The sequence below is a fragment of the Actinomadura sp. NPDC048032 genome (assembly GCF_040653175.1).
Classification (GTDB): domain Bacteria; phylum Actinomycetota; class Actinomycetes; order Streptosporangiales; family Streptosporangiaceae; genus Spirillospora; species Spirillospora verrucosospora.
The window spans coordinates 1-9,858 of record NZ_JBEZJP010000317.1; the positions used below are offsets into that span (position 1 = coordinate 1).

7 protein-coding genes are annotated in these 9,858 nt (G+C 71.0%); 3 read left to right on the top strand and 4 right to left on the bottom strand.

The features are described from left to right. Nucleotides 1–95: 95 nt before the first annotated feature. Nucleotides 96–713: a GNAT family N-acetyltransferase gene (locus tag AB0C69_RS30650; RefSeq protein ID WP_345182804.1), complete on the bottom strand. Its 618-nt coding sequence runs from the start codon at nt 711–713 to the stop codon at nt 96–98. Nucleotides 714–914: 201 nt separating this feature from the next. Here AB0C69_RS30650 and AB0C69_RS30655 point away from each other — a divergent pair, with 201 nt between their 5' ends. Both AB0C69_RS30655 and AB0C69_RS30660 read left to right on the top strand, forming a co-directional pair. Then, complete coding sequence (locus tag AB0C69_RS30655; protein ID WP_360358536.1) at nt 915–2,207, top strand: PLP-dependent aminotransferase family protein; 1,293 nt, start codon at nt 915–917, stop codon at nt 2,205–2,207. 23 nt (nt 2,208–2,230) lie between these two features. Beyond that, on the top strand, nt 2,231–3,175 hold the full coding sequence (locus AB0C69_RS30660; RefSeq protein ID WP_360358539.1) for a D-alanine--D-alanine ligase: 945 nt from the start codon (nt 2,231–2,233) through the stop codon (nt 3,173–3,175). Nucleotides 3,176–6,404: 3,229 nt separating this feature from the next. On the opposite strand, the gene AB0C69_RS30665 is transcribed toward AB0C69_RS30660, so the two are convergent. The 3 genes from AB0C69_RS30665 to rsmG all read right to left on the bottom strand — a co-directional run bounded on the left by AB0C69_RS30665 (nt 6,405) and on the right by rsmG (nt 9,228). After that, nucleotides 6,405–7,394 carry a ParB/RepB/Spo0J family partition protein gene (locus AB0C69_RS30665; RefSeq protein ID WP_360358537.1) on the bottom strand — a complete coding sequence of 330 codons (990 nt, stop codon included), beginning with the start codon at nt 7,392–7,394 and terminating at the stop codon, nt 6,405–6,407. Next, entirely contained in the window at nt 7,391–8,206 is an 816-nt protein-coding gene (locus tag AB0C69_RS30670) for an AAA family ATPase (RefSeq protein WP_345182877.1), read from the bottom strand. The genes AB0C69_RS30665 and AB0C69_RS30670 overlap by 4 nt, the downstream gene beginning before the upstream one ends. Before the next feature lie 344 nt (nt 8,207–8,550). Then, nucleotides 8,551–9,228 carry a 16S rRNA (guanine(527)-N(7))-methyltransferase RsmG gene (rsmG, locus tag AB0C69_RS30675; RefSeq protein WP_345182807.1) on the bottom strand — a complete coding sequence of 226 codons (678 nt, stop codon included), beginning with the start codon at nt 9,226–9,228 and terminating at the stop codon, nt 8,551–8,553. A gap of 186 nt (nt 9,229–9,414) precedes the next feature. On the opposite strand from rsmG, the gene AB0C69_RS30680 reads away from it, so the two are divergent. Then, on the top strand, nt 9,415–9,858 hold a 444-nt coding region (locus AB0C69_RS30680), incomplete at its 3' end, for a DUF6458 family protein (RefSeq protein WP_360358538.1).

A 9,858-nucleotide genomic window follows, 5' to 3' on the forward strand; every position in this document is an offset into this window, starting at 1 on the left:
CGTGTCCCTCAGCCCCCCCCCCGCCGCCGGCGGCGCGCGCGAAGGGGTGCCCCCCCCCCCCCCCGGTGGGGGGGCCCCGCGCCGTTCAGAGCGCCTCAGACGGGCCGCAGGGCCCCTTCGGGGGTCATGGACCCCAGCAGCCGCTCCAGCGCCACCTCGACGTCCTCACGCCATGACAGCGCCGACTTCAGCTCCAGCCGCAGCCGCGGGTACCGGTGGTGCGGCCGGACGGTCTTGAAGCCGACCGACAGCAGGTAGTCGGCGGGAACCATGCACCCGCCCTCCTCGCCCTTCAGGTCGCCGAACGCCTCGATCGCCTTCACGGCCCGGCGCGTCAGGTCCTTCGCGACCCCCTGGACGAGCATCCGGCCGATGCCGCCGCCCGCGAACTCCGGAAGGACGTGCGCCGTCATCAGCAGCACCGCGTCCGCGCTCACCGGGCTCGTCGGGAACGCCACCGACCGCGGCACGTACAGCGGCGGCGCGTACATGACGAACCCCGCCGGAACGTCGTCCACGTAAACGATCTTGCCGCAGCTGCCCCACTCCAGGAGGGTCGAGGAGATCCACGCCTCCTTCTCCAGGCCCGCGTCGCCGCTCTCCCGGGCCCGGTCCCGGCTCACCGGATCCAGCTCCCAGAACACGCACCCGCGGCAGCGGTGCGGCAGATCATCGAGATTGTCCAGCGTGATGTTGACGAGACGACGCGACACCGGGTCGGCACCCCCTGTTGCGATCCTCGCCCGCCGGCCTGGGACCCGTGACGGCGGAAGCTCCCGGCAAACCATCCGGGACCCGCGGGCATCGTATCGGACAGGAGTTTCCCCAATGCCGCGGCACGCCACACCCGAGCGCCCCGCCGCGGCGGTCATGACGTAGGTTGCAGGGAAGCCGAATCGCCCCGGAGGTGCCTCGTGGAACAGCACTCGCGTACGGATGCCTATGCGGATCGCTACGCCGCCCGTGCCGCCGGCATGGTGCCGTCGGAGATCCGGGCCCTGTTCGCGATGGTCTCCCGCCCCGAGGTGGTCTCGCTCGCGGGAGGCGCGCCCTACGTCTCGGCGCTCCCCCTCGACGCCGTCGGCCGGATGATCGGCGAACTCGTCGCCGGCAAGGGCGCCGAGGTCCTCCAGTACGGCTCCGCCCAGGGCGACGAGCGGCTCCGCGAGCACATCTGCGAGGTCATGTCCCTGGAGGGCGTCCAGGCGTCCGCGGACGACGTGGTCGTCACCGTCGGCGCGCAGCAGGCGCTCGACCTCATCACCAAGATCTTCGTCGACCCCGGCGACGTCGTCCTGGCGGAGGCCCCGTCCTACGTGGGCGCGCTCGGCACGTTCGCCTCCTACCAGGCCGACGTGGTGCACGTGCCGCTGGACGAAGGCGGCCTCGTCCCGTCCGCGCTGCGCGAGACCCTCGCCCGCCTCCGCGCCCAGGGACGCCGGGTCAAGTTCCTCTACACCGTCCCGACCTTCCAGAACCCCGCGGGCGTCACCCTCACCACGGCCCGCCGCGCCCAAATCCTGGAGATCTGCGCCGAGTACGACGTGCTGGTCATCGAGGACAACCCTTACGGGCTCCTCGGCTTCGACGGCGAGCCCATGCGGGCCCTGCGCGCGGACGACGCCGAACGCGTCATCTACCTCGGCTCGTTCTCCAAGACGATCGCCTCCGGGCTCCGCGTCGGCTGGGTGCTGGCGCCGCACGCGGTGCGGGCGAAACTCGTGCTGGCCGCCGAGTCCGCGATCCTCTGCCCGTCCAACTTCTCGCAGCTCGCCGTCCGCGAGTACCTCTCGACGCAGCCGTGGCGGGAGCAGATCAAGGACTTCCGGGAGCTGTACCGGGCGCGCCGTGACGCGATGCTGGAGTCCCTTGACCAGCTCATGCCCGACGGGTGCACCTGGACGCGCCCCGCCGGCGGCTTCTTCGTCTGGCTCACCCTTCCCGAGGGACTCGACGCCAAGGCGATGGCCCCCCGCGCGATCGCGGAGCGCGTCGCCTACGTCCCCGGCACCGGCTTCTACGCGGACGGCACCGGCCACCGGCACATGCGCCTGTCCTACTGCTTCCCCGAGCCGCACCGGATCCGCGAGGGCGTCCGCCGGCTGGCGGGCGTGGTGGAACAGGAGATCCGTCTCCGGGACACTTTCGGGAGCACCCGCGGCGGGACGTCCACCGGCGTCCAGACGCCGGGCCCGGGCATCGTCTGACTGTTTCACGTGAAACGAGGAGCATCTTGGAACTGGGGCATGTCGTCGTTCTCGCCGGAGGGCTCTCCTACGAGCGGGAGGTCTCGCTCCGTTCCGGCAGGCGGGTCGCCGACGCGCTGCGCGCCCGCGACATCCCGGTCGAGCTCCGCGACGCCGACGCGACCCTCCTGGACTCCCTGACCGACGACCCGCCGGACGTCGTCTTCCCCGTCCTGCACGGCGCGGCGGGGGAGGACGGCTCGATCCGCGACGTCCTCGGCCTCCTGGACGTCCCCTATGTCGGCGCCCGCCCGGACGCGTGCCGCGTCGTCTGGGACAAGCCGACCGCCAAGTCGGTGGTGCGGCGCGCGGGTCTGCGGACGCCCGAGTCCGTCGCCCTGCCGAAGGAGGTCTTCCACGACCTCGGCGCGGCGTCCGTCCTGGACCAGATCGTCCGCGGCCTCGGCCTGCCCCTGTTCGTGAAGCCGACCCGCGGCGGCTCGGCCCTCGGCACCTCCGTCGTCCACGAGGCGTCCGAGCTGTCCGCCGCCATGGTCGGCTGCTTCGCCTACGGCGACGCCGCCCTCGTCGAGCGCTACATCGAGGGCACCGAGGTCGCGGTCAGCGTCATCGAGCGCGACGGCGTCCCGACCGCCCTCCCCGCCGTGGAGATCGTCGCCCCCGGCGGACGCTACGACTACACGGCCCGCTACGACGCCGGCGACACCGAGTTCGTCACCCCAGCCCGCCTCACCCCCGAAGCGACCGCCCGCGCCGCCGAGGCCGCGATCACCGCCCACCGCGCCCTGGGCCTCCGCGACCTCTCCCGCACCGACCTCATCGTCTCCCCCGACGGCGAGGTGCACTTCCTGGAGGTCAACGTCGCCCCCGGGATGACGGAGACCAGCCTCCTCCCCCGAGCCGTCAGCGTCGCCGACCTGGACTTGGGCGAAGTGTGCGAATCCCTCCTCCGCTCCCACCTCCGCTGACCCCACAGCGGAACCCGCTGGCTCGCCACATTGACCCCTTGCGCACAACGCAACGGCCCCGCGCACGACGGCAAGGCGATCGACCGCGCGCCCTTCCAAGTGCTCGCCGAAGTTCCCACTAACAAGTCCCCCTGAACCGCCTACACCACCCTGTTCAAGTGCCGCCGCGGACGGCAGCAGCCGCTAATCGCCTGCCATGAAGAATGCGGGCTGAACTCGTCCGAGCGAGGCCCACCGACCGCTCCAGCCACCACCAAAGCCCGCAGATGGGCCTAGATCTGCTCCCTAGCCCCCGTCAGGCGGAAGCGGCACTTGATCTCGACCTGCCCCACACTCGCCCGCCTCCTGACACTAGAGCGATCTACAAGGGCATCGGCTGACCAAGAGATCACCAGAGGACGGACCCACGGAACACGCGGCCCGCGATCACGACGGCTCACTAGTAGACGAAGTGCAGCCAAGGGCGTTCGACACCAGGGCCACGGCACGCAGACCCCACCGCCCCACACAGGGCCGCCTCAATCTCGTTCGCGCCGGAAAGAACGTCGATCAGATCTCGTGTGGCCGACCACGGCAAGGTCGCACAAGCGGCGAGGGGCGGCATCAAGCCCCAGGTCGATCTCTCGCTCCGACCGCTCCCACCGCGATCCAACTCGGGATCCGCCCTAGGCCTACCTCAGGCGCCTAGGCCGCGTGTCTGCGAGCAAGGCCAAAGGCACCCGAACTCCCCTGAGGGCCCCGAATGGCACTGCACGACAAGGCGCAGTCCCCACTCTGCCCCCTGCCCGCCGAGCACCTTGACCCTCGTTTCACGTGAAACAGCGAACTCCGCACTCACCTAGGTGACGCCCCAGCGAAGCCCTCCCCAAGCCCATGGCAACACACAGCGGTGAGGCAGCCGAGAGCCCCGCCGCACCCGACGAACCCGCGCACGCGGCACACGGTCACCCGCTCCTCGGTCGAACCCCCGCGCTCCGCAGCTCGTCCCTCATGCTCAGCCCCCGGGCGGTCCTCACGGCCTCCTGCGCCAATGCTCAGGTCGTCATGCGTCCGTCTACTCCCGAATTCCACGGGTTACAGGACGGACAGTTTCACGTGAAACCTGCTCCGGCGGGCACGGGGGAGCGAGGTGCCACAACAGCGCCCACGCGGACCACCTACCGCCAACCGTCCCCTCAGGCCTTGCGACCCGCGCCGAGGTGGGCCGGACGTTCAACCGCCATGCCCAGACGCCGCTGCGGGCGACTATTGCGTCCCCCGGGGCAGGACAGGAGAACCCGTATTCCGCCATCACCGTCGGCGCGGTTGACCCGCCCGGCCGTTGTCTGCGACCGCTCATAGGCTCACGTGCGCGAAGGGATCACCACGGGCGATCATCGTCAGCGCGGCCGACTCGTCCAGGACGCCGTTGTCTACGACCGCAGCGGGAGCGCTTAACCCTCAGGCGGATCAACCGTCACCCCTGTCGACTCGTGCGAGAGGCCGTCGTCTACGGCCGCCCGTGACACATCGGAGAGCACGACGAACTCACCAGGCGGATCACCCTCGATGCGGCCGGTGTATCCGCTACCCCGGCGATCGCGACCGACCGCGAAGCACGAGGACGGCGCAACTGGCAGGCGGGTTTCCGTCGATGCGGCCGGCCCTGCCCGGGACGCCGTTGGTCACGGCCTACTTCGTCGCACGGAGCTGGACGTGACACGATCACCTGCGCTCACCGTAGACGCGGCCCGCATGCGAGGCGCGCGCCGACCGCATGGCAGAGGGCTGTGTGCGACGGAGAACAACAGGCGGATCAAGCGACGGCGTGGTCGGTTTGCCCGGGACGCCTTGTCTACGTCCGGGTGTGATGCGCGGTGGGACCCGCGGCCTGAGGGCGGGCACGAACGCCGACGCCAACCGGGATGACCAAGTCATTTTGGAGGCATTCACCGCGCTGCTCAAGGCGCGGCCGGATCAAGCACCCGCATCGTCGCCCGGCTGGCCTGTCGACAACGGTCCACGGCGCCCAGGGCAAGACTCGGGGGAGGCAGGGAGTCGCCCGTTGGAGACCCACACTTACGCACCACGGCTAGGACTGCCCGCTCACCGCGGGGGGACGACAGGCACACGAGGCGGGTCCCCGTCGGTGTGGCCGGCCTGCCCGGGACACCGCTGTAGGCGCCCTACCGCGGCGCACAGTGCTGGGCGAGACGAGTCACCAGTCGGATCACCGTCGGCGCGGCCGGACTGTCTGGGGTGCCGTTGGTGGCGCATGACCGCGGGGCCCCGTGCTGGGCGAGACGAGTCGCGGGGCGCATCATCGGCGGCGTGGCAGGTCTGTCCGGTACGCCGTGGGTTGTGGGCAACCGCGAAGCAGGGAGGCGCAACGGGGTCACCAAGCGGGTCACCGTCGACTTGGCGGGGCTGCCCAGGGGGCGCCGCTCTGGGGGCGCCCCTCTGGGGGCAACTAGCTCCTTAGAGGGTGGAGGCGACGGGGGGGCTATTTGAGTCGCCCTTGCCGCGTTTGTCTGGCCGGTACGCCGGGTGTCTGTGACCGACTGCGAAGAATCGGAGGGGCGCGACGGGGCCACCTTCCGGATCACCGTTCATGTGACGGCTCGTCCAGGACGCCGTTGTCTGCGGTCGGCCGTGCCGTATCGCGGGGACGCGGCAGGAACAGCAGGCGGGTCGGCGTCGACGCGGTCGGCTTGTCCGTTGTGGGGCTGGTTGTGATCGACCGCGAAGCACGGTGGGCGCGGCAGGACGGCCGGGCGGAGCGTCGTCGGCGTGGCCGGTTTACCCGGGGCGCTGCTGTAGGCGGTCTACTGTGCGCTCCATAGAGCTGAGCGCGACGGGGAGAAGAGGCGCATCGCTGTGGGCGTGGTTGGTTTGTCTGGGACGCCTGCGGTGGGTGGCGGCCCTGCGCTCAGCGGGTGAGCCGGTACGCCGACGCTCGCTGGGGTGGCCAGATCCCTTTGCGGCGATCATCGTGCCTCTCTTGGTGCCGCGGACCGCGTTCGCATCGGCGGTCCGGGGGACTGTCGACGGGGGCCGCAGTGGGCAGGATGCGCTGCGGGCGAGGGCGTGTGGCGGGATGCGGCGGCGGGTGTGGGGGGAGCGGCGACTACGTGCGACGGCTCTCGCTTCTTCGGGCGCGTGGTTCTCGGGGATGTTTCACGGGAAACGTTGGGTGGGAATGAGAAGCGCCCCGGAGCCTTTGGGGGTCCGGGGCGCTGGGGTGCGCGGGCTAGGAGTCGTCCGCCTCGGGGTCGGGGGCCATGGACTTGATGATGCGGTCCAGGTCCTCCAGGGTGGCGAACTCTACGACGATCTTGCCCTTGTTGCGGCCCATGTCGACGCGGACCCTCGTCTCGTAGCGGTCGGAGAGGCGGTCGGCCAGTTCCTTGAGGCCGGGGGCCACCGGCTTCTGGCGGCGGCCCTGGCGCGGCGTCTTCGGCTCGTCCTCCACCTCGCGGAGCGCGATCATCTCTTCGAGCGCGCGGACGGAGAGGCCCTCCTGGACGATCCGCTGCGCCAGGTGCTCCTGGGCCTCGACGCTTTCGAGGGAGAGCAGCGCTCGGGCGTGACCGGCGGACAGCACGCCCGCCGCCACCCGGCGCTGGACGGCGGGCGGCAGGTTCAGCAGGCGGAGCGTGTTGGTGATGTGCGGACGCGACCGGCCGATCCGGGTGGCGAGCTGCTCGTGGGTGGCGCCGAAGTCCTGCAGCAGCTGCTGGTACGCGGCCGCCTCCTCCAGCGGATTGAGCTGCTGCCGGTGGAGGTTCTCCATGAGCGCGTCACGGAGCAGGTCGTTGTCGCCGGTGTCGCGGACGATCGCCGGGATGACGTCCAGCCCGGCCATCTTCGACGCGCGCCAGCGGCGCTCGCCCATGATGAGCTCGTAGTCGTGCTCCTCCGAGGAGGATTTGCGGACGACGATCGGCTGCAGCAGTCCGACGATGCCGATCGACTCGGCGAGCTCCTCCAGAGCCTGGTCGTCGAAATGCTCGCGGGGCTGGCGCGGGTTGACCGTGATCGAGCGGACGGGCAGTTCCGCGAAATGGGCTCCGGCGACCGGTTCGAGCGACGGTGCGGGAGCGGCCGCGCCGCCCGGGACGGGGCCGCCGGGGTAGCCCGGCTCTCCCGCACCGTTCGGCTCGGCGGACGCCGGCATGGGCGGGGCGGTGGGAATGAGGGCGCCGAGGCCCCTGCCCAGACCGCGTCGTTGCTGGCTCACTGGACAGCTCCTCCGTGGGCCATCTCCGAGGCGGCCTCGCTGTAGGCGAGGGCGCCGCTCGAACCGGGGTCGTAGGTCATGACGGACTGCCCGTAGCTGGGCGCCTCGGACACCCGGACGCTGCGGGGGATCACCGTGTTGAGGACGACGTCGCCGAAGTGGCTCCGGACGTCGTCGGCGACCTGCGCGGCGAGGCGGGTCCGGGCGTCGTACATCGTCAGCAGGATGGTCGACACCCTGAGCTTCGGGTTGAGGTGGGCCTTCACGAGGTCGACGGTGCGGATGAGCTGGCCCAGCCCCTCGAGGGCGTAGTACTCGCACTGGATCGGGATGAGTAGCTCGTCGCCCCCGACGAGGGCGTTCACGGTGAGCAGACCGAGCGACGGCGGGCAGTCGATCAGCACGTAGTCGAACTTCTCGATGTCGTAGGCGTCCAGGGCCCGCCGGAGGCGCGACTCGCGGGCCACCTTGGAGACGAGTTCGATCTCCGCGCCGGCGAGGTTGAGGGTGGCCGGCGCACAGAAGAGGTTGGGGATCTCCGGCGCCGGGACGATGATGTCGGACAGCGCCATGTCCTCGATCAGCACGTCGTAGATCGACGGCACCTCGGCGTGGTGGTCGATGCCGAGGGCGGTGGACGCGTTGCCCTGCGGGTCGAGGTCGACCACCAGCACCTGCGCGCCGTGCATGGCGAGGGAGGCGGCGATGTTCACCGAGCTCGTGGTCTTGCCGACGCCCCCCTTCTGGTTGGCGATGGTGATGACCCGGCATCGGTCGGGCCGCGGCCACTCCCGCTCCCTGCGGCCCGACATCGCCTTGAGCGCGGTGACGGCTGTTTCATGTGAAACCTTGGCGTCCCGCAGCGCCTCTCGCACGAGTTCCGACTCCCCCTGGTTTGGTCCGTTCCGCGAGACCGGCGGCTGCGCGCCGGCGTTGGTCGGCACGTAGCCGACGTTCTCCGCGGTACCGGACGTCGTGTTACCCCACATCGCGTGCCCGGAGGGAGCGGTGCCCGGCGATGATCCCGGGTCCGGCCGCGTCCCCCCGGAGGCGGGCGCCGGGGCGCCCTCGTCCGCGCCGGGCCCGCCCGGGCCGGACGGCTGTTCGTCGGGGGATTCGTCGGCGCGGTCAGGCCTGCCCAGTCCTGGTCCCGTGCTCATGAAGACCTCTTCCTCGACCCTTTGGCGCGCCGGGGGGCGCGCTGCCGTCGCCCGACAACCTCTTCTCGGCCGGCGACCACACGGACGAGTGTTGTCGGCGGGTCGACCATACCGCGCCCGACTTGCAGCAGCTCCGTCGAGCGCACCCCGAAGCGCTTCAGGACCGGCTCCGCCTCCTCCAGCTCGCCCGCGGCCCGCTCGCCCTTGAGCGCGAGGAGCTCGCCACCCGGCCGCAGCAGCGGCAGCGCCCACCGGGCCAGGCGTTCGAGGGGGGCGACGGCGCGTGCCGTGGCGACGTCCACCGCGAACTCCTCGGTCACGTCCTCGGCGCGGGCCCGCCGGACCTCGACGTTCCGCAGGTCGAGCAGCTCGACGCACTCGTTCAGGAACGTCGTGCGCCGCAGCAGCGGCTCCAGCAGGGTGATCCGCAGGTCGGGCCGGACGATGGCCAGCACGATGCCGGGGAGCCCCGCGCCCGAGCCGATGTCGACGACCCGGGCGTCGCGCGGTATGGCCGACGAGACCACCGCGCAGTTGATCAGATGGCGTTCCCAAAGCCGGTCGGCCTCGCGCGGCCCGATGAGCCCGCGTTCGACCCCGGCCTCGGCGAGAAACGCCGCGTAGCGCTCCGCGATCGGCAGTGCGTCACCGAAAACCTCCCGTGCAGTCCCCACCAGACGAATCGTTCCACAAAACCCGGTGGGGCCGTGCACGCGAAACGTTCCTGTGAACAACAGGACGCCGGGGTGGGACGACCCTTGCGTTATGGCGATAACCACATGACCCCTCCGCATATTCGCCGAGGGTCGGGTACAGGCTGCCGTGACGCCCGTCCGTCCCTCCGGAAGGAGCTCCGACACATGGGAATCGGAGTCAGTCTCGCATTCATCGCCCTCGGGGCGATCCTGGCTTTCGCCATCCGCGTTGACCTGAGCGGCCTCGACATCCACATGGTCGGATGGATCCTCATCCTGGTCGGTCTGATCAGCCTGGGGTTCACGCTCAAGTACACGCGGCCGCGCCGCGCCGCCGGACGTGTGGTCGGCGCCGACCCCGCCTACGGCGACGAGCCGGGAACGGTGGTCCGCGAGGAGCACATCATCGAGGACCCGCCGCCGCCCGGTGGCCGTCCCGCCGAACGGGTCGAGCGCGTGGTCGAGCACCCGGCGGACACGGGAGTGACGCACGGCCATCCTCAGGACCCGGCCTACGCGCAGGATCCCGCGAACGCGCAGGACCCCGCCGCTGTGCGGAGCGAGCGCCGCGTAGGCCTGCGCCACGAGCGGACGCAGAGCCGCGACGAG

Excerpts from the sequence above, each read along its gene's own strand:
- AB0C69_RS30670 (WP_345182877.1), bottom strand. The coding sequence starts at position 8,206 with ATGTCGGGCCGCAGGGAGCGGGAGTGGCCGCGGCCCGACCGATGCCGG.